Origin of the sequence: Bradyrhizobium lablabi (assembly GCF_001440475.1) — a bacterium.
Lineage (GTDB): Bacteria > Pseudomonadota > Alphaproteobacteria > Rhizobiales > Xanthobacteraceae > Bradyrhizobium > Bradyrhizobium lablabi.
The window spans coordinates 243,006-260,629 of the sequence record NZ_LLYB01000134.1; the positions used below are offsets into that span (position 1 = coordinate 243,006).

Sequence of the window (17,624 nt, forward strand, 5' to 3'; positions counted from 1 at the left end):
CCTACGAGTTCGAATTTCTGGAAAGCGAAACAAGAAAAAATGTCCAACTCCCCCCTTCCCGAAGACCGCATTCCCGTCATCGTCGGCGTCGGCGAAATCGTTGACCGGCCCAAGGACATCGCCGCCGGCCTCGAGCCGATGGCCTTGCTCGAACAGGCGGTGCGGCGCGCGGAAGCCGACAGCGGCGCAAAGCTGCTCGGCGAGCTCGGCTCGCTCGACGTCGTCAATTTCCTGAGCTGGCGCTACCGCGATCCGGAGAAGCAGCTCGCAGCAAAGCTCGGCGCCAATCCGGCGCATTGCTATTACGGTCCGGTCGGCGGCGAGAGCCCGATCCGCTACATTCACGAAGCGGCGAAGCGCATCGCGCGCGGCGAGTGCAGCGTGGCGGTGGTCTGCGGGGCGGAGGCGCAATCGACCGCGACCAAGGCCGAGCGCGGCGGCATCTCGCTGCCGTGGACGCCGTTCGCCCATGACGTCGAGGAGCCGAAACGCGGCGCGGCGTTCCAGAAGCCGATGGCGGTGAAGCTCGGCGTGTTCCGTCCCATCACCGTCTATCCGCTGTATGAATCGGCCACTTCGGCGCATTGGGGCCAGACGCCGCGCGAGGCGCTCGCCGAATCCGGCGAACTGTGGTCGACCTATGCGCGCGTGGCGTCCGAGAATGAAAATTCATGGCTGAAGAAGCGTTTTGCGCCTGATGAAATCACCACGCCGACACCGGAGAACCGGTTGATCGCCTGGCCCTATACAAAACTGATGGTAGCCAATCCGACCGTGAACATGGGCGGCGCGGTCCTGCTGACGTCGCTCGCCAAGGCACGCGCGGCCGGCGCATCGGAGGAACGGCTGATCTATCCGCTCGGCGGCGCCTCGGCGGAAGAGCCGCGCGATTACCTCGTGCGCGATCAGTTCTATGAAAGCCATCCGCAGAACGCTGTGCTGAAGGCGGTGATGGATATCGTCGAAGGCGACGGCAGGAAATTCGACGCCATCGAACTCTATAGCTGTTTCCCCTGCGTGCCCAAGATGGCGCGGCGGACGCTGGGCCTAGGCCGCGACGTGCAGCCGACGGTGACCGGTGGCCTCACCTTCTTCGGCGCGCCGCTCAACACCTATATGACGCACGCGGCGGTGGCGATGGTGCGCAAGCTCCGCCAGGGCGACAAGCTCGGCCTGCTCTACGGCCAGGGCGGTTTTGTCACCAAGCATCACGGGCTGGTGCTGTCGCGCGAGGCGCCCAAAGCCGCGCTCAAGCAGGACACCAGCGTGCAGGCCGAGGCCGACCGCAACCGCCGCAAGGTGCCGGAGTTCGTCACGGAGGCTACCGGCAAGGGCAAGGTCGAAGCCTTCACCGTGATCTACAAGGGCAAGGGCGACGTCGAGCATGGCGTGGTGATGCTGCGCACCGAGGCCGACGCGCGGGCGCTGGCCCGCATCCCCGCCAATGACGCGGCGACGCTGAAGCATTTGCTGAACATGGAGCGGACGCCGGTGGGGACGGTCGGCAATATCGTCGCGGCCGAGGACGGCGTGCTGGAGTGGCGCTTGGGTTAGCGGTCGCGTTCTTCCTTCTCCCCTTGTGGGAGAAGGGAAGAGAGTTCTGCTTCTTCCACCTTCCCCTGGAACCGGCTCCGTCACGCCGCCCGCACCGTATCCAGGAAATTGCCGACTTCCAGCTTGAGGCGATTGCTGTCAGCCGACAGCGACTGCGCCGCGGAAAGCACCTGCGCGGAGGCTGAGCCGGTCTCGCCGGCGCCGCGCTGCACATCGGTGATGTTGGCGGAGACCTGCTGGGTGCCTTCGGCCGCCTGCTGCACGTTGCGGGAGATTTCCTGGGTGGCGGCGCCCTGCTCTTCCACGGCGGCCGCGATCGTCGAAGCGATCTCGGCCAGCCGTTCGATGGTGCCACTGATCTCCTTGATCGCGCTGACCGACTCCTGGGTGGCGCCCTGGATGCCGGTGATCTGCTGGCCGATCTCGCCGGTCGCTTTCGCAGTCTGCTCCGCGAGCGCCTTCACTTCGGATGCGACGACCGCAAACCCGCGGCCAGCCTCGCCGGCGCGCGCCGCCTCGATGGTGGCGTTGAGTGCCAACAAATTGGTTTGTCCGGCGATGGTGTTGATAAGTTCGACGACGTCGCCGATGCGGGCTGCCGCCTTCGACAATTCGCTGACGCGGTCGTTGGTGACGCGGGCCTGGTCGACGGCCTCGCCGGCCATCCGCGCCGAGGCCTGCACCTGACGGCTGATCTCGTTGACGGAAGACGACAGTTCCTCCGTCGCCGATGCGACCGACTGCACGTTGGTGGAAGCCTCCTCAGAGGCCGCGGCCACCATGGTCGTCACCTGCTGGGCGCGTTCGGCGGTTGCCGTCAGCGTGCCGGCGGAGGCTTCGAGCTCGGTGGACGCCGACGAGACGGTTTCGACGATCTCGCCGACGGCTGCCTCGAACGAATCCGCCAGCCTGACCATCTCGGCCTTGCGCTGCTGCGCCGCGATCTGGTCCAGCTTCATCTTGGCTTCCGCTTCGTCACGGGCCTTCTGCTCCGAGACGACCTTGAATTTCTCGACGGCGCCGGCGACCGCGCCGAGCTCATCCTTGCGACCAAGGCCCGGCAGCACTACCGCAAAATTGCCGCCGGCAAGCTCTTCCATCGACACGCTCAATGCACGCATCGGCCGGGCAATGGTGAAGAACGAGAATACGCTGGTTGCGATCAGCAGCAGGATCGTGCCGATGCCCAGGGCAAGGGCTTCCCATTCCGACGTGGCCATTTCCCGCTCAGCCTGCGCAGCCTGCTGTTCCACGTTGTGTTTGGCGAAATCGGCGATCTGGTTGGCAAGCGGCTCGAGCTCGGCCGCGATCGGCAGCGTCACTTCGCGGGCGATGCGAATCGCCTCTTCGTTCAGCTTCGCAATCTTCGCTGCCGCCTCGGCACCGCCGCCTGCCGCAGCAATCGCTTCGCTGCGAACGGCCGCGATCTGCTGCGCGCCCTTCGCGTAATCTTCCGCCCGCGCCTTGAGCTTCTCGATGCGAGCTTTGTTCTCGGCGGACTTCGACAGCCTGTGCATTTCGTCGGTGAATTTGCTCACCGACTTGAGGCGAGCGGCGAGATACTCATTAGCCTTCTGCATTTCTATTGCTGTATTGACGAGGCGAAGATCGCGGATACCAACCTGCATGCCACGGATCGATGCCTTTGCGTCCACCGCGTCGCGCGCGATCGTCTGTTGCCCCGCCATGCGGACGTCGAGGTCGCGCATCGCGGCATTGGCGCGGATCTGGACAATCACCATTGTGGCAACGAGCAGCACGCCGAGGGCTGAAGCGATGCCGAGTTTGGCGCCGATTGACAGGTTGAGGATGAATCGCGACATGGCCTTGCGTCCTTCAAATCAAACGGGGAAATAGCAACACGACCGCCTGTGTCCCGCATGGCGGGATCACGGTTGAAGAAGCGCCGGGCCAATTTGGACGAGCCGGTTCGTTACGACCGAAGGGCTCCTGCGGCAGATGGCCACAGAGCGGCACCCATGACCAAAGATCCCATGCGATAGTTAACCAGTGTCTAAGGTGCCGCGGATGACAGGCTGGTAGTATTACGGTATCGCGGCTCGCGCCGTCGTCATCATGATGGGTCGCCGGTCTGCTTGCGCGCCGCCGACAAGGTCTGCTGCGGCGTTTCACCGAACAGTTCGCGATACAGCGCGGTGAACTCACCCATGTGCCAGAAGCCGTTCGCGAGCGCGACCGCTTTCACCGACTGCACTGATACGCCTCGCACCAGTTGTTGTCGGACATTCCATAGCCGCCGCAGCCGCATGTAGCGATGCATGCTCATGCCGCGAATGGCAACCACGGCGTTATGCAGCGTCCGTACCGAGACCCCGAGTTGCCGCGCCACGTCGGCGCTGTATAACGTCTTGCCGGTGCTGTCGGCCACGAACTCGTCCAGCTTCCGGACCAGCGCCAGATAGTGGCTAAGACTCAGGCGCTTGGCTTCGGGTGTGGGCGATGCCGCAGCCATCGCCAGATCGACGGCCAGCAGGAGCGATTCTTCCACGTGCTCGATCACATTCGGCTGTGCGAAAGTATTGGGCGAATGCGAAGCGAGCGTCAGGGCATCGCGAACCGTCGCCCGCAGCGTTTCGCATTTGTCCGGCTGCGTCGCGATCAATTGAGCGCTATCGGCGTCCCCCGGCCAGCCGCGATCGTCGATGGAAGCGAAATTCACAAGCGCGACCAGATTGGCCTGCTGCTCCACGATCTCACACGTCGCGGTACCCCTGACCAGGAGCACCGACGGCGCGCGGGCTTCAACGCCGTTGATGATCAACGAAGCCGCATCGTCCATCGCGAAGCCGACGATCGCGCCGGTGGTGGAATACTGCATCTGCAGGATTCGCGGGAACGTCCGCTGCAGATAGACCGAACATGACTTCAGCTTCAACGAGGCGAAAGCGGCTGCGAAACCTTTGGTGTCGATCGGAATGCTTCTGGCGTCGCCCAGTCCTTCGATGCTCCGGAAACGATCGACGTCCAGAGACCGGCAAACCTTTACGAACTCAGAATCAACTAGTTCATCGAGCAACGACACGCGGCGGTCATCCGAGCCATCGGTAGCGATCATTGGCAGATCTTCTGGCACCAGACCTTTTGACATCAAATCGTCACGATGCCTTTGCGTCTTACCACTTTTTCCCGATTCCGGAAGTTCAGTTTGCCACAATTGGCCCCAGTTTCATTCAGGGCGATTGGTGGGCACGTGCCGCAATCGCGGTTTCACGATCTAGGGATGTCCCCTGCTCCTCTTGCAGCCGAAGATCGGCTGCTCGCGGCAGTTCGTGGTTTCGATTCGAAGCGTCTGTGGTCGCGAAGCCGGCATGAGAAGCCGGCTTCGGACATCAGGACGCACTCAGGCCGCCCGCACCGAGTCGAGGAAGCGGCCGACTTCGAGCTTGAGGCGGTTGGAGTCACCCGAGAGCGACCGCGCCGCCGAAAGAACCTGCGAGGACGCCGAGCCGGTTTCGCTGGCGCCGCGCTGCACGTCGGTAATGTTGGAGGACACCTGCTGGGTACCGGTGGCCGCCTGCTGCACGTTGCGGGAGATTTCCTGCGTCGCGGCACCCTGCTCTTCCACGGCGGCCGCAATCGTCGACGAGATCTCCGAAAGTTTCTCGATCGTGCCGCTGATCGCCTGGATGGCGTTCACCGACTCCTGGGTGGCGGCCTGGATGCCGGTAATCTGCTGTCCGATCTCGCCGGTAGCCTTTGCGGTCTGCTCGGCCAGCGCCTTGACCTCGGAAGCCACGACGGCAAAGCCGCGGCCAGCCTCGCCCGCCCGCGCCGCCTCGATGGTGGCGTTGAGCGCCAGAAGGTTGGTCTGGCCCGCGATGGTGTTGATCAGCTCGACGACGTCGCCGATGCGGGTTGCCGCCTTGGACAATTCGCTGACGCGTTCGTTGGTGACGCGCGCCTGATCCACGGCGTCATTGGCCATCCGCGCCGATTCCTGGACCTGGCGGCTGATCTCGGTAACGGACGACGCCATCTCCTCGGTCGCCGACGCCACCGACTGCACATTGGTCGAAGCTTCCTCGGACGCCGCCGCAACGGTGGTCGCGAGTTCCTGCGCGCGTTCTGCGGTCGCCGTGAGCGTGCCCGCCGAGACCTCGAGCTGACCGGACGCCGACGACACGGCCTCGACGATGCGCCCGACCGCGGTTTCGAAATCGTCGGCCATCTTGCTCATGTCCGCCTTCCGGCTGCTGGTCGCACGGGTCTCGGCCTCGCGCTGTTCGGCTTCCAGCGTCTTTTGGGCGAGAGCATTGCTCTTGAACACCTCCACCGCCTTGGCCATCTCGCCGATCTCGTCGCCGCGTCCGACGCCGGGCACCTCGACGGCAAGGTTGCCGCTGGCGAGATCGTTCATCGCAACGGTCATCCGCTGCAGCGGGGCTGTGACGCTCCGCGCCACGAACACCGACACCACGAGCGTCAACAGCAGGATCACGCCGGCCACGATCAGGGAGCGCTGGGTCGAGGCCCAGGTCTGCGCCGTCAGGTCGTCGATGTACACGCCGGTGCCGACGACCCAGTTCCACGGCGCGAAGCCGACCACATAGGACAGTTTCGGTTGCGGCTTGTCGAAGCCGGGCTTGGGCCATTCATAGGGGACGAAGCCCGAGCCGCCCTTTTTGACGGCATTGACGAAATCGACGAACAGCAGCTTGCCGTTAGGATCCTTGTAGGCCGACAGATCATTGCCGTTCATCTCCGGCTTGATCGGGTGCATCACCATTTTCGGATGCATGTCGTTGATCCAATAATAGTCGTTGTTGCCGTAGCGGAGCACGCCGATCCGCGCCATCGCCCGCTTCTGCGCGTCGGCGTCCGAAATCCCGCCCTTCTGCGCCGCGGCATGCTCTTCCTTGATGATGCCGAGCGCGAGGTCGCCGAGATGCTGCAGTTCGATCTGCTTCTGCTGGTTGAGGCTCGATGCCAGCTCCCGCGAGTCGAGGAAGGCGATGCCCAGGAGCCCGGCGAACCCGAGGCAGATAAGGGCATAGATCTTTCGGCCAACCGTCATCCTGGCCCGACTTACCATTGCAAACATGCTCGGATCTCCACGCGACGACGAAGGTCGTCCGCCCCATTGCACGGAATCGTATAGGTCAGCCGCTCTCTACCCGTTAATTTTGTAGTCAGTAGATATACGGGGTTCTGTTAACCAGGGCCCACGTGGCCGGCGCCTCAGGCCGCCCGCACCGAGTCGAGGAACTTGCCGACCTCGAGCCTGAGGCGGTTGGAGTCCGTCGACAGCGATTGCGCCGCCGACAGCACCTGCGAAGAGGCCGATCCGGTTTCGCTGGCGCCGCGCTGCACGTCGGTGATGTTGGAGGAAACCTGCTGGGTTCCCTCGGCAGCCTGCTGTACGTTGCGGGAGATTTCCTGGGTCGCGGCGCCCTGCTCTTCCACCGCCGCCGCAATGGTCGAGGCAATCTCGGACAATCGTTCGATGGTTCCGCTGATCTCCTTGATGGCGCCGACCGAATCCTGCGTGGCGGCCTGGATACCGGCGATCTGCTGGCCGATCTCGCCGGTCGCCTTCGCTGTCTGCTCGGCGAGCGCCTTCACTTCAGACGCCACGACAGCAAAGCCGCGGCCGGCCTCGCCGGCGCGCGCCGCCTCGATGGTGGCGTTGAGCGCCAGCAGATTGGTCTGGCCGGCGATGGTGTTGATGAGTTCGACGACGTCGCCGATGCGCGCCGCCGCCTTCGACAATTCGGCGACGCGATCATTGGTCGTGCGGGCCTGGTCGACCGCTTCGCTGGCCATCCGCGCTGATTCCTGCACCTGGCGGCTGATCTCGTTGACCGACGAGGACAGCTCTTCGGTGGCCGACGCCACCGACTGCACGTTGGTGGAAGCTTCTTCCGAAGCCGCAGCCACCACCGTGGTCAGTTCCTGCGAGCGCTCGGCGGTCGATGTCAGCGTGCCGGCAGAGGCTTCGAGTTCGGTCGAGGCCGACGACACGGTCTTGACGATCTCGCCTACCGCGCGCTCGAAACCATCGGCGAGTTGCAGCATGTCGGTGCGGCGCTGTGCGGCGGAGCGGACTTCCGCCTCCTTCTGCTCGTGCTCCATGCGGATTCGCGCGAGACCATTTTCCTTGAACACCAGGGCGGTCTTGGCGACATCGCCGACCTCGTCGCCGCGCTCCGTGCCCGAAATGTTGATGTCGTATTTGCCACCGGCAAGCTGCTGCAGCAACTCGACGACCGCGCGGATCGGCTTGGCAATGCCGTACTGACCGACCGCGAAGCCGAAGCCGAGACCGAACACCAGGCTTGCGACCGCGAGGATCATCAGGAGGCGCGACGCGGAGGCATATTCCTCCTCTGCGGCCTTGTTGTTTTCCATGACCCGCTGGTCAAGCCTGTTGGCCACCGCGCGGATAGCGAGCTGCAGCGTCTCTGCCGCGGCGCGGCTCTTCATCGTCGCATCCCGCAATGCGGCCGCCGACTGCGTCACTTCAGTGGATTTGGCGTCATCGACCGACTGAAGCGTCTGCTTCAGTTGCGCCTGATAGGCGGCAAGCGCCGATCTGACGGCCGGCATCAGGGCCTGAGTCTTCTCGTCCACCGTCTTGCTGACCTCGGCAAGACGCTCCTCGAGCTGCTTGACCTGCTCGTCGATTATCGCGCGCGCAGCCAGCCTGTTTTCGTCACGCGGATCGAGAGCGCTGCGAAACTCGCCGCGGTTGATGGCCACCACGTTGTTGTTGGCGCGGGTAGCCAGCAAGGCCCGTTCCGCCGATCGCGCCATGGTATTCGACTTTTCGCTCACCGAATGCAGCGAGCTGATCCCGAGCCAGGCCATGATTCCCGTGATCAGTGACAGCACACAAATGATGGCCAGCACTTTCGTGAGCACACGGAAATTCGACAGAAACGACATCGGGGAGACCTCTTTGTCAGCCGCGTTAAAAAAACGCCTCAACAAAGGGTTTACGTTCCAGCCCTTTATCCAGTGTAAAGTTGACGATCCGTAGCTTTACGGGATTGCGAACGCATTTGTTTCTGAGTGTTGCTGGCGAAAAGAAGAGGCTTGATTCGATCGATGCTCCGTCTTCAAAAAAACGAAAGCCCGGCCGCGAGGGCCGGGCTTTGAATTTTCCTGATGGTGGAGAGATCAGGCCGCCCGCACCGAGCCGAGGAACTTGCCGACCTCGCGCTTGAGACGGCCGGAGTCGGACGACAGCGACTGCGCCGCCGACAGCACCTGCGATGAGGCCGAACCGGTTTCGCCGGCGCCGCGCTGCACGTCGGTGATGTTGGAAGAAACCTGCTGGGTCCCGCGCGCAGCCTGCTGCACGTTGCGGGAGATTTCCTGGGTCGCGGCGCCCTGCTCTTCCACGGCGGCTGCAATGGTCGACGAGATTTCCGACAGCTTCTCGATGGTAGAGCTGATCGCCTGGATCGCCCCGACCGACTCTTCCGTCGCAGCCTGGATGCCGCTGATCTGCTGACCGATCTCGCCGGTCGCCTTCGAGGTCTGCTCGGCAAGCGCCTTCACCTCGGAAGCAACGACCGCGAAGCCGCGGCCGGCATCGCCGGCGCGCGCGGCCTCGATGGTGGCGTTGAGCGCCAGCAAATTGGTCTGCTCGGCGATGGTGTTGATGAGTTCGACCACCGCGCCGATGCGGGCAGCGGCCTTCGACAATTCGCTGACGCGGCTATTGGTGGTGCGGGCCTGATCGACGGCCTCATTGGCCATCCGCGCCGATTCCTGAACCTGGCGGCCGATCTCGGTGATCGACGACGCCATCTCCTCGGTGGAGGAAGCCACCGACTGCACATTGGTGGAAGCTTCCTCGGAAGCCGCGGCCACCATCGTGGTCAGTTCCTGGGCGCGTTCGGCGGTCGTCGTCAGCGTACCGGCGGCGGTTTCGAGGTCGGTCGAGGCCGACGATACGGTCTCGACGATCTTGCCGATCGCGCCTTCGAAATCGTCGGCGAGCTTGATCATTTCGGCCTTGCGCCGTTGCGCCGCGACCAAGTCCTGCTGGACCTTGGCTTCGGCTTCCTCGCGCGCCTTGTGCTCGGCGTTCTCGCGAATGACGGTCACCGTCTTGGCGAGGTCGCCGATTTCGTCGCCGCGGGTCGCACCGGGAATCTCGACTTCGAGATTGCCGCCCGCCATCTCGCCCAGCGCGCCGTTCAGGCGCGTCATCGGACGCGCGACACCCATGAACGAGAACACCACCGAGGCGATCAGCGAGGCGACCACGATGATCGCCATGATCAGGTTGATCTGGTTGGCACTCTCGGTATCGGCCATGACCTCGTCCTTGGAGGTCTTCGCATCCTTTTGCGCGGCCGCGACGGTCGTTTCCATCAGATCGGCGACGTCGGCGGCGGCCTTGACCGTGCGGTTGGCGACGATGTCGTTCTTGATTTGCTCGGTCTTGACGGCTTCCTCATTGGCGGCCAGGAAGCGTTTGACGAGCGAGGAAAGGTTGCTGACTACGACCAGCAATTCGCGATCGTCGGCCTCGCCGCGCAGCTTGTTGAACACGTCCTTCAGCGAGGCCTCGGTCTTGGCCATCTCGGTGACCAGGTTGGCGTCGCCGGTGGCGCCGAGCTTCCAGGCAGCCGCCCGCAGCGCGTTCACCTTGCCATCAGCCTGGAACAGCAGACGTTCGATCTCGAGGCGGTTGTCCAGCTTCTGCATGGCCGGCAACTTCATCTGAGTATCGACCGCCTTGTTCCATTCCTCCGAGATCACCGAGCGCTTCTCGATCTGCGCCAGCAGCGTCGTCTGCGCCTGGGCGAGATCTTCCACGGCGGCGGCAAAGCCCTCCATCAGGGATTTCGTCTTCTGCAGCCGCTCCTTGGCGTCCGCTCGCTGGGCCATCGCCAGCGCCGCCTCCAGCTCCTTTGCCGCGCTCGCCTTGTGACGCTGCAAATCGGCGAGGGCCTTTTCGACTTCAGCCTTCCTTCTGGACAGGCGGACGTCGCCGGCGGCCAGCTGAATTTTGCGCAGGTCGATATGCGCGGCGAGCGCACTATTCGCAACCTGCTGCGACCGATTGGCGCGCTCGCTGGCTTCCTCGATCTTCGCTTCGGTGACCATCTGGTTGGCCACCATGCCGATCGCCAGCAGGACGCCCACCGCCCCGGCCAAGCCCAGTTTGTTTCCGATGCGGTTGAGCTTGATCATGTCGACGACCCCAAATTCTTCTGAATCAGTTTTTTCCGGAGGCGGAATTTGCCCTACCAAGGAATCAGCAACCTTCGCGCGTGAAACCCGGAGATACGGGCCAGCGTAGCGGCGACCGGTTAATTTCCGCTTGCGGGAAACTACGGAAAATCTAGCTGGGTTGCATCTCAACAAACCTCGCGTAAAACGCGAAAAAGCCCGGCGCCCTGTCCGGGAACCGGGCCTTTCGTCTGCGGCCGACCGGTTGTCAGGCTGCCCGGACGGATTCCAGAAACTTGCCGACTTCGAGCCGGAGGCGGTTGCTGTCGCCCGACAGCGACTGCGCTGCCGACAATACCTGGGAAGAGGCCGCGCCGGTCTCGCTGGCGCCGCGCTGCACGTCGGTGATGTTGCTGGAGACCTGCTGGGTGCCCCGCGCCGCCTGCTGCACGTTGCGGGAGATTTCCTGCGTCGCAGCGCCCTGCTCTTCCACGGCGGCGGCAATGGCCGAAGAGATCTCCGCCAGCCGTTCGATGGTGCCGCTGATTTCCTTGATCGCGTTCACCGACTCCTGGGTTGCGCCCTGGATGCCGGCAATCTGCTGGCTGATCTCGCCGGTGGCCTTTGCCGTCTGTTCGGCCAGCGCCTTGACCTCCGAGGCCACGACCGCAAAGCCGCGCCCGGCATCGCCGGCGCGCGCCGCCTCGATGGTGGCGTTGAGCGCGAGCAAATTGGTTTGGCCTGCGATGGTGTTGATGAGTTCGACGACATCGCCGATCCGGCCCGCCGCCTTGGACAATTCGCTGACGCGGTCGTTGGTGACGCGGGCCTGCCCGACCGCGTCGGTCGCCATCCGCGCCGATTCCTGCACCTGGCGGCCGATCTCGGTGACCGAGGAAGAAAGCTCCTCGGTCGCCGACGCCACCGACTGCACGTTGGCGGAGGCTTCGCCGGAGGCCGAAGCGACCGTCGATGTCAGCGTCTGCGAGCGTTCGGCAGTCGCCGACAGCGTGCCGGCGGACGCTTCGAGCTGCGTCGACGCCGACGATACCGTCTGCACGATCTCGCCGATCACGCTCTCGAAATTGCGCGTAATGCCGTCGACCCGCCGGCCGCGCTCGATCTTGGCTTCGGCGTCGGCGGCTGCGGCTTCGTCGGCGGCCTTCTTGGCGATCAGCGCCTGCTTGAACACCTGCAAGGTGTCGGCCATCGCACCGATTTCAGTCTTCTCGCCCTGATGCGGCACGTTGGCGCTCAGATCGCCATTGCCCAGCGCTTGCATCGGCGTAACGATGGAGGCGATGCCGCTCGAGACGTCGCGAACCAGATAGGCGCTGATACCGATGCCGATGACGACGGCGGCGCCCAGGATCAGGGCCAGCATCATCAGCGCGGAGGTGTAGCTGTCGGCCGCATCCTGTGCCGCCTTGTCGGCGCCGGCGTTGTTGAGGTCGATGTCCTTGCGCAGGACGGCATCGGCATCGAGCCCGATCTTGTTGACCGTCTTGGTGTTCAGCTCATGGGCTTCGCGCGGAATCTGGCCGGCCGCCTTGCGCGACAGCGCCATCACCTCCTCGGTGCCTTTCTTGTAGCTCTCCCAGAGCTTCACCCATTCGTTATAGAGCGCACGCTCTTCGGGCGATGTGATCATCGGCTCATAGGCCGCGCGTGCCTTGGCGTTAGCTTCGACGACGGTCGCGAGGGTCTTTTCCTGCGCCAGCTTCTCTTCCAGCGTTTCGGACAGCATGTGCTCGCGGATCACGTTGCGATAGGTGATGACGCCGGCGCGCAGGTCGCCCAGCACGCGGACGCTCGGCAGCCAGCTCGTCGAGATGTCGACCGTGTTGGCATTGATGGCCCGCATGTTCCGGACCGCGAGCAAACCCATGCCCGTCGTCGCGACGAGCAGGAAGGCCACCACGGCGATGATCTTGGTGCGGATGGAGTATTTGGCGAGCATGGCGGGAATCTCTTGGTTTTGGGCGCGTGGACACGCCGAACGTGGCAAGGCGTCGGAATGTCGGGGAATCAAGAAAAGAGACGTTGCAGGACATCAAACCCGCTACGTCCTCAGGTTGAGTTAACGAAGTCTGGTAAAAATACCTACAAGTCGGACTCACACCGGCCAAAAAACGCCGGCGCGGCGATCAGCGCATCAGCTTCAGCGCGTCGGAGAAAAACTCCGGCCCACCGAAATTGCCTGATTTCAGGGCAAGCAGCATCTCGCCTTTGTCGGAGCCGACGGATCGCAAAACCGGCACTCCTGCAGCGATTTCTTCGCCTACCAGGAAGCCGGGAAGGCGCAGGCGATCGACGACGGCGCCTGAAGTTTCACCACCGGCGACCACCAGCCGCCGCACGCCTGAACGCACCAAGCCTTCGGCGATATCGGCCATCGCCTGCTCGATGGCATGTCCGGCTGCATCGCGGCCATGCCGGGATTGCAGAGCTGAAACCTGATCCGGCGTCGAGCTGCTGGCGATCAGGATCGGGCCGTCGGTGATTCGGTCGCTTGCCCAGGCCAGCGCGCGGCGGGCTTCGGCGGGACCGGCGATGATCTGCTCGGGATCGAGATGCAAAACGGGCATCACCTTTTCGGCGTTGGCAATCTGCGCCAGCGTCGCCTGCGAGCAGCTCCCCGCAAGGCACGCCGCCGGTCCACCGACCGGCGCGTCGGATACCGCGCCCGCGGCAGCCGCCTTGACCTTGCCGGAGGCGACCAGCGCCCGCGCGAGGCCGAGGCCGATGCCGGATGCACCCACCGACAGGCGGTGATCCAGCGCCACCGCGCCGATGGTTTCGAGATCCCGATCAAAGACGGCGTCGATGATGGCTGCGCCGATGCCCTTGCCCGAGAGATCGGCGAGGCGCCCGCGAACCGCCTCCGCGCCGCGCGACAGCGTGGCGAGATCGGCCAGCCCGACCTTGGTCCGGCTCTGGCGCGCCAAAACCCGCACCAGATTGGAATCGTGCATCGGGTTGAGCGGATGGTCCTTCAGCGGGCTTTCGTTCAGCGGCACGGAACCGACGAACAGATTGCCCTGATAGACGGTGCGGCCGGTTTCCGGAAAGGCCGGCGTCACCAGCACGATCGCATCGCCGGAATCCGTCCGCAGCGCATCCATGACCGGGCCGATATTGCCGGCATCGGTGGAATCGAAGGTTGAGCAGATCTTGAACAGCACATGGCCGGCGCCGCGGCCGCGCAGCCATTTTTCCGCGGCGCGCGAGCGGTCCACCGCCACCTCAGCCTCGATCGAGCGGCTCTTGAGCGACACCACGACCGCATCCACCTCGGGGAGCGCGAGATCGTCCGAGGGAACGCCGATGGTCTGCACCGTGCGCAGGCCCTGACGGGTCAGCGTGTTGGCGAGATCGGAGGCGCCGGTGTAGTCGTCGGCGATGCAGCCCAAGGACAGTTTCACGATTTCGCTCCGGCATAGGGCTTGAACCAGGCAAGTCCGTCGGTGGTCTTGCCGCGCGGGTTGTATTCGCAGCCCACGAAGCCGCCATAGCCGAGCCGGTCGAGTTCAGCGAACAGGAAGGGATAGTTCAGCTCCTCGCCGTCGGGCTCGTTGCGCGAGGGAATGCTGGCGATCTGGATATGGCCGGTGATCGGCATCATCTCGCGCAGCCGCATGGTGACGTCGCCGTGAATGATCTGGCAGTGGTAGATGTCGAACTGCAGCTTCAGGTTTGAAATCTTCAGCTCGGTAATCAGATCGCGGGCAAAACCGAAATCGTTGAGAAAATATCCCGGCACGTTGCGCGAATTGATCGGCTCGATCACGACGTCGAGGCCGTGAGGCGCGAAGAATTCCGCCGCCCACGCCACGGACTTGTAGAATTGCTCGACGGCCTTGGCGTTGCTACGGTCGGCAATACCCGCCATCAGATGCAAGCGCTTGACGCCGGTCGCCTTGGCATAGGGCAACGCCGTATCGAGGCTTCGCTTCAGATCGTCAAACCGTTCCGGCAGCGCGGCAAAACCTTTTTCGCCGGCGTCCCAATTGCCCGGCGGCAGATTGAACAGCGCCTGTGTCAGGCCGTTGCGTTTCAAGCGTTCGCCGACGGCCTCGGCCGGGTGATCGTACGGAAACAGGAATTCGACGGCAGTGAAGCCCGCTTTCGCTGCGGCGTCGATGCGGTCGAGGAACGGAACCTCGGTGAACATCATGGAGAGATTGGCGGCAAAGCGCGGCATGTTCGGTCTCGCTTAGGGTTGCTGTTCGATGATGCGTCTCAACCGTGGGCAGTCCACGCGTTTCGAAGATATTCGTCCTGCTGTTCGTCACATAGAGGCTTGAGGGGACTGCGATCCAAATTATACCTTCTCATCAGAGCGACCAGGTCGCGTAGACTTTCCTTGTCCATCGGGCGCCGGACGATCAGTTCCAGGTCGCGAACAACCCCCGTTACCTTCTCGATTTCAGAGATCGATTGAATCCGTGCGAAGAAATAATCCTCATCCGTCTGGCTGTAGAAGCGCGGCCCGTTGATGAGCAGGACAGATTTTGCAACTTCGTTCGGCATCTCAAACGCTCGGCTAAAACAGGACCCTCGCGGTTTACTTCGGCTCGCCCGGCAGCGGCGTGCCGGTGACCTTCGCATACATCCGCGCCACCGAGGCGTCGTCGTCGCGGCCCATGCCGGCGGCCGACGTCATCAGGAACATCTGCAAGGCAGCAGCGGAAACCGGCACCGGGAATTTCTGCGAGCGCGCCATGTCCTGGATGATGCCGAGGTCTTTCACGAAAATATCTACCGCGCTGCGCGGTGCGTAATCGCCGTCGAGCACATGCGGCATGCGGTTCTCGAACATCCAGGAATTGCCGGCGGACGCCGTGATCACCTCGTAGACCTTGCGGATATCGAGCCCCTGCTTGGCGGCGAATGCGATGGCTTCGGAGGCGGCAGCGATGTGCACGCCCGCGAGCAACTGGTTGATCATCTTGAACGCGGCCCCCTGCCCGGCGGCGTCGCCGAGTTCGTAGAGTTTTGCCGCCATCGCATCCAGCGCCGGGCGTGCCTTGGCGAAGGCGGCCGGACTGCCGGAGGCCAGAATGGTGAGTTCGCCCTGCGCCGCGCGCTGCGCGCCACCGGAAATCGGCGCGTCGAGGTAATGGCGGTCAGTCGCCTCCAACTGCTTGGCGAGCCGCCGCGCGACGTCGGGATCCATGGTCGCGGAGGAAATGAATACCGCGCCTTCCCCGAGCGTTTCCGCAACGCCATTGGCGCCGAACAAAATGGTCTCGGTCTGGGCGGCGTTGACGACGACGCTGACGACGATGTCGGCGGATTTTGCGGCTTCCGCCGGCGTGCTCGCCCCCTTGCCGCCGTCGGCCACGAACCGCTTCACCGTTTCAGCGGATACGTCGCAGCCGGTGACTTCCAGCCCCGCGCGGCGCAATGAGGTCGCCATGCCATATCCCATCGAGCCCAGCCCGATGACGGCGACACGCGGTTTGGCGGATTCTGGCATTGCGGCGATTCCTCGATAGGTTTCTCGTTCGCCGCCATGGGCCGGCGGCCTTGTCCCTTGCGTATCACGGCTTGGCCGCGCTGCCAAAGCGTGAGACAAGGCTTCAAAACGGGGTCGGTTTTATGAGCGAAACAAGGATCCGCGAGGAAATCTGCCGCCTCGGCCGCTCGCTGTTCGAGCGCGGGCTGACGCCCGGTTCCTCCGGCAATATCAGCGTCAAGCTCGACGACGGCGGCTGGCTGGTGACGCCGACCAATGCCTCGCTTGGCTTCCTCGACCCGGCGCGGATGTCGCGGCTCGCACCGGATGGACGGCTGGTTTCCGGCGATGCGCCGACCAAGGAAGTGCCGCTGCACACCGCGCTCTACCAGACCCGTGGCGCCGCGCGCGCCGTGGTGCATCTGCATTCAACCCACTCGGTGGCGTTGTCGATGCTGCCGGAGATCGACCCGCGTGCCGCGCTGCCGCCGATGACACCTTATTATCTGATGAAATGCGGGCAGACCGCGCTTGTGCCTTATTACCGGCCGGGCGATCCGGCGGTTGCGGACGCCATCAAGGGGCTGGCCGGGAAATATTCGTCCGTGCTGCTCGCCAATCATGGGCCGGTGGTGTCGGGCGACACGCTTGAGGCTGCCGTGTTCGCGATGGAAGAGCTGGAAGAGACGGCGAAGCTGTATCTGCTGCTGCGGGGGTTGAACCCGAGGTACCTGTCGCCAGAACAGGTAAAGGACTTGACGAAAGTGTTCGGGCTCACTCTGCCCGAAACTCACGATCACACATAGTCATCCCATGCAAACCAATCTCAAATGCTTCAAGTCCGATAGAAAGTTCTGGGTGATTGGCTATGGGCCAGGCCATGGTCCCCTTCTGCTGAGAAGTGGAAAGACCGATGAACACCATACCCGCATCGACGTGCTAATTCTCGATGTACGTGCGATGGAAACTAGATCCTGGTCCGAAGGATTTGAGATTGCGCTGGTTGATCAGGCCTACCTGCGAGATTTCCGCAGCCGCCCGGCCGAGATGATGGAACCAGGACTCAATGTGTACGCCATCTCCGGCGAAGGGTGGCAAGGATTCATCCTTGGTGGAAACCTTTGCGTCCATGAAGATGAAGCCGATTGGGGGGCACCAAGCGCGTTCGCTGCTGCAGATCATGTAGGCCTGGCCCTGGCGGCAAGGCCAACGGACGCCGAGGTCGAAGCGGCGGCTCGTGTCCTTGATAAAGCGGGGCGCCACCATCATTGGTGGTCCAAAACCATTAAACCGTACGATGAGTTTGCCAAGACGGACCCGATCGCCAAGAGCGAGTTTGAAGGGATCGTGGAGCGGATGTTGATGGCCGCATCACAGGCAAAGCGAAATACGGAAACACCATAACGCGCTGCAGTCGTAGCCCGGATGGAGCGTAGCGCAATCCGGGGCCGGTGCTCGT

13 protein-coding genes are annotated in these 17,624 nt (G+C 63.6%); 3 read left to right on the forward strand and 10 right to left on the reverse strand.

Annotated features, from left to right (window positions below; translation table 11 throughout):
* Positions 1–39: 39 nt before the first annotated feature.
* The gene (locus CQ14_RS40720) at positions 40–1,554 is read left to right on the forward strand and encodes an acetyl-CoA acetyltransferase (protein WP_057863361.1); all 1,515 of its coding nucleotides are present in this window, start codon (positions 40–42) and stop codon (positions 1,552–1,554) included.
* Between the two features lie 80 nt (positions 1,555–1,634).
* Here the strand turns inward: CQ14_RS40720 and CQ14_RS40725 are convergent, their stop codons facing one another.
* The 10 genes from CQ14_RS40725 to ltnD all read right to left on the reverse strand — a co-directional run bounded on the left by CQ14_RS40725 (position 1,635) and on the right by ltnD (position 16,186).
* Positions 1,635–3,377, reverse strand: a complete 1,743-nt coding sequence (locus CQ14_RS40725) for a methyl-accepting chemotaxis protein (protein ID WP_057863362.1) — start codon at positions 3,375–3,377, stop codon at positions 1,635–1,637.
* A 251-nt stretch (positions 3,378–3,628) separates the two neighbouring features.
* Positions 3,629–4,729 (reverse strand): helix-turn-helix domain-containing protein, encoded by a 1,101-nt coding sequence (locus CQ14_RS40730; RefSeq protein WP_210183189.1) that lies wholly within the window; start codon positions 4,727–4,729, stop codon positions 3,629–3,631.
* A 186-nt stretch (positions 4,730–4,915) separates the two neighbouring features.
* Positions 4,916–6,616, reverse strand: coding sequence for a methyl-accepting chemotaxis protein (locus CQ14_RS40735; RefSeq protein WP_057863364.1), 1,701 nt, complete (start codon positions 6,614–6,616; stop codon positions 4,916–4,918).
* A gap of 137 nt (positions 6,617–6,753) precedes the next feature.
* Positions 6,754–8,460 (reverse strand): methyl-accepting chemotaxis protein, encoded by a 1,707-nt coding sequence (locus CQ14_RS40740; RefSeq protein ID WP_057863365.1) that lies wholly within the window; start codon positions 8,458–8,460, stop codon positions 6,754–6,756.
* A 234-nt stretch (positions 8,461–8,694) separates the two neighbouring features.
* Positions 8,695–10,725, reverse strand: coding sequence for a methyl-accepting chemotaxis protein (locus tag CQ14_RS40745; RefSeq protein ID WP_245320912.1), 2,031 nt, complete (start codon positions 10,723–10,725; stop codon positions 8,695–8,697).
* 247 nt (positions 10,726–10,972) lie between these two features.
* Positions 10,973–12,664 (reverse strand): methyl-accepting chemotaxis protein, encoded by a 1,692-nt coding sequence (locus CQ14_RS40750; protein WP_057863366.1) that lies wholly within the window; start codon positions 12,662–12,664, stop codon positions 10,973–10,975.
* Between the two features lie 187 nt (positions 12,665–12,851).
* On the reverse strand, positions 12,852–14,129 hold the full coding sequence (gene otnK / locus CQ14_RS40755) for a 3-oxo-tetronate kinase (protein ID WP_057863367.1): 1,278 nt from the start codon (positions 14,127–14,129) through the stop codon (positions 12,852–12,854).
* On the reverse strand, positions 14,126–14,908 hold the full coding sequence (gene otnI / locus CQ14_RS40760) for a 2-oxo-tetronate isomerase (protein WP_057863368.1): 783 nt from the start codon (positions 14,906–14,908) through the stop codon (positions 14,126–14,128). The genes otnK and otnI overlap by 4 nt, the downstream gene beginning before the upstream one ends.
* A 38-nt stretch (positions 14,909–14,946) precedes the next feature.
* Positions 14,947–15,237, reverse strand: coding sequence for a hypothetical protein (locus CQ14_RS40765; RefSeq protein WP_057863369.1), 291 nt, complete (start codon positions 15,235–15,237; stop codon positions 14,947–14,949).
* Positions 15,238–15,271: 34 nt separating this feature from the next.
* Positions 15,272–16,186: an L-threonate dehydrogenase gene (ltnD, locus tag CQ14_RS40770; RefSeq protein ID WP_057863370.1), complete on the reverse strand. Its 915-nt coding sequence runs from the start codon at positions 16,184–16,186 to the stop codon at positions 15,272–15,274.
* Between the two features lie 122 nt (positions 16,187–16,308).
* Here ltnD and otnC point away from each other — a divergent pair, with 122 nt between their 5' ends.
* Both otnC and CQ14_RS47450 read left to right on the forward strand, forming a co-directional pair.
* The gene (otnC, locus tag CQ14_RS40775) at positions 16,309–16,971 is read left to right on the forward strand and encodes a 3-oxo-tetronate 4-phosphate decarboxylase (RefSeq protein ID WP_057863371.1); all 663 of its coding nucleotides are present in this window, start codon (positions 16,309–16,311) and stop codon (positions 16,969–16,971) included.
* Positions 16,972–16,978: 7 nt separating this feature from the next.
* Positions 16,979–17,569 carry a hypothetical protein gene (locus CQ14_RS47450; protein ID WP_245320914.1) on the forward strand — a complete coding sequence of 197 codons (591 nt, stop codon included), beginning with the start codon at positions 16,979–16,981 and terminating at the stop codon, positions 17,567–17,569.
* The last annotated feature ends 55 nt before the right edge of the window (positions 17,570–17,624 follow it).

Bases quoted from the DNA above. Each gene is read 5' to 3' on its own strand.
- CQ14_RS40720 (WP_057863361.1), top strand. From the start codon at position 40: ATGTCCAACTCCCCCCTTCCCGAAGACCGCATTCCCGTCATCGTCGGC.
- CQ14_RS40725 (WP_057863362.1), bottom strand. From the start codon at position 3,377: ATGTCGCGATTCATCCTCAACCTGTCAATCGGCGCCAAACTCGGCATC.
- CQ14_RS40735 (WP_057863364.1), bottom strand. From the start codon at position 6,616: ATGTTTGCAATGGTAAGTCGGGCCAGGATGACGGTTGGCCGAAAGATC.
- CQ14_RS40740 (WP_057863365.1), bottom strand. From the start codon at position 8,460: ATGTCGTTTCTGTCGAATTTCCGTGTGCTCACGAAAGTGCTGGCCATC.
- CQ14_RS40745 (WP_245320912.1), bottom strand. From the start codon at position 10,725: ATGATCAAGCTCAACCGCATCGGAAACAAACTGGGCTTGGCCGGGGCG.
- CQ14_RS40750 (WP_057863366.1), bottom strand. From the start codon at position 12,664: ATGCTCGCCAAATACTCCATCCGCACCAAGATCATCGCCGTGGTGGCC.
- otnI (WP_057863368.1), bottom strand. From the start codon at position 14,908: ATGCCGCGCTTTGCCGCCAATCTCTCCATGATGTTCACCGAGGTTCCG.
- CQ14_RS40765 (WP_057863369.1), bottom strand. From the start codon at position 15,237: ATGCCGAACGAAGTTGCAAAATCTGTCCTGCTCATCAACGGGCCGCGC.
- ltnD (WP_057863370.1), bottom strand. From the start codon at position 16,186: ATGCCAGAATCCGCCAAACCGCGTGTCGCCGTCATCGGGCTGGGCTCG.
- otnC (WP_057863371.1), top strand. From the start codon at position 16,309: ATGAGCGAAACAAGGATCCGCGAGGAAATCTGCCGCCTCGGCCGCTCG.
- CQ14_RS47450 (WP_245320914.1), top strand. From the start codon at position 16,979: ATGCAAACCAATCTCAAATGCTTCAAGTCCGATAGAAAGTTCTGGGTG.